The sequence below is a fragment of the Serratia sp. H1w genome (assembly GCF_000633355.1).
Classification (GTDB): Bacteria; Pseudomonadota; Gammaproteobacteria; order Enterobacterales; family Enterobacteriaceae; genus Chania.
On sequence record NZ_AYMQ01000036.1, the window covers coordinates 1 to 1,497 of the forward strand.

Annotated in this window: 3 protein-coding genes and 1 pseudogene; 1 reads left to right on the top strand and 3 read right to left on the bottom strand. The window is 48.3% G+C overall.

Features of this window, described 5'->3' with window-relative positions; all coding sequences use genetic code 11:
- Positions 1-332 (bottom strand): annotated as a pseudogene (locus U869_RS0105820) (IS1 family transposase); the annotation flags it as partial.
- Between the two features lie 104 nt (positions 333-436).
- A complete protein-coding gene (locus tag U869_RS32135) occupies positions 437-607 on the bottom strand; it encodes a hypothetical protein (RefSeq protein ID WP_157834717.1) in 171 nt (56 codons plus the stop codon).
- 374 nt (positions 608-981) lie between these two features.
- On the opposite strand from U869_RS32135, the gene U869_RS0105830 reads away from it, so the two are divergent.
- The gene (locus U869_RS0105830) at positions 982-1,314 is read left to right on the top strand and encodes a colicin E1 family microcin immunity protein (protein WP_025123758.1); all 333 of its coding nucleotides are present in this window, start codon (positions 982-984) and stop codon (positions 1,312-1,314) included.
- 16 nt (positions 1,315-1,330) lie between these two features.
- On the opposite strand, the gene U869_RS32850 is transcribed toward U869_RS0105830, so the two are convergent.
- Positions 1,331-1,497, bottom strand: a 167-nt coding sequence (locus U869_RS32850) for a colicin-like pore-forming protein (protein ID WP_369795103.1), incomplete at its 5' end; no start/stop codon positions are given.

Here is a 1,497-nt window from a genome sequence, read left to right on the forward strand (position 1 = left end):
CCACTGTTCATCGAGCTCGCAGATAAGCGCCACGTCTGCATGAGTGACCGGAGAGGAGGTTATTCGCTTTGGCGCGAGTTTTTTAAAGTGCGAATGACGGTGTTAATGCCGATTTTGAGCGTCCTTGCGGTATCGCGGACACCAGCTCCGTTGAACGCCATTGCGGTAATTTGTTCTTTGACGCCGGGCTTGCGTGCTTCATAGGTATAGGTGAGCAGAAACACGCGGTGACAGTCACGACAGCGAAACCGGTCACGGCCTTTAGGGTTTTGCCCATGACGGTAAACCTGAGCAGACCGACAACGGGGACAATGAACAGTAACGCTGGTCATGAGAAAACCTCAAAAGCGAGCATTATACATCAATTCAACTAATTAGAGGCATTACCAAAAAAGCCACCTTGTGAGAGATGGCTTATTATCGCAAATTCTTGTACTTAGGCAAATGCGAATCTTTTCTGCAGTTTGGCAGATGGCATCAATTGGCCGAACTCTGATCGAGGAACAAATGGTACTGCGTCCCGTTCGCCAGCTTCAATGAGCTGCAGTTCTTCATCATAGAGAGCATGTTGCTTCTCTTTGATACTTTTTCCTGAAGAGTCTGCCATCGCATTCACCTGTAAATTGTGTTTTCTAACATAACCTGAATCAATGTATGAATTATGCTCGTATTTGATGCTGTCGTCAAACTTTCGACGTTGTGTTTGTGACAGGTAAACCTCAGCACGCCACGGGCTTTCCGTTCTCTGCCATTTTCGGAAGGTGACCTTTCTGGCCAGGATCGGCCTTTCCGTTCTCTGCCCTAGTCGGAAAGCCTCTTACAGATGCAATTTGTCGTTCATGCACCGTACTGGTTAGGATGCCTACTCTTCCGTGAGCATGGCATTTATCTTTTCAGCAGGAGCTACGTCTTCACACTGCATGAGTGGTAAAGTAGAAAGCCAGGTGCTTAAACGGTGGTGACAACGAAGGAGATCAGGAGATGACCAAGACATTTTATCTGAAGAATTTAGTGTATGGTGCTCTATGGGGTTGCCTGGCGGCGTTTATCTATTACAGCGGTTTCAATCAGGGGCACTCGATAGGCATGTATCTCATTTTTGCTGTTTCAGCCTTGCTCTTCCCCTTTGCTAAATGCCTGGTTGAGACGCTGGCCCTAAAATACACCACGCGTGAGTTCTGGTCGAGGGGACTGTTTGTTGAGACACCGGCAAAGAATGGCCTCTACGCTTTGTACCATATGGCTTGCTTCGTGGTTTCCATCCCGCTTGGTCTTCTCTATCTGCTACTCAATAAAAACGCCCTACAGGGTTAAGTGTAGGGCGGTAGTTTTAGCGGAAGATTGTGTCGTTAATTTTTTGGATCAACTTTTCATCGATAAGCGTGGCCATGAGGGCGAGTATCAAGCCATACCCCAGAATGCCCAACGGGGTAGCGGTTAACACCGCAAAGGCGAACGCTGCGATGGCCGATGCAGACTGAACCGCCCCGGTTTTCT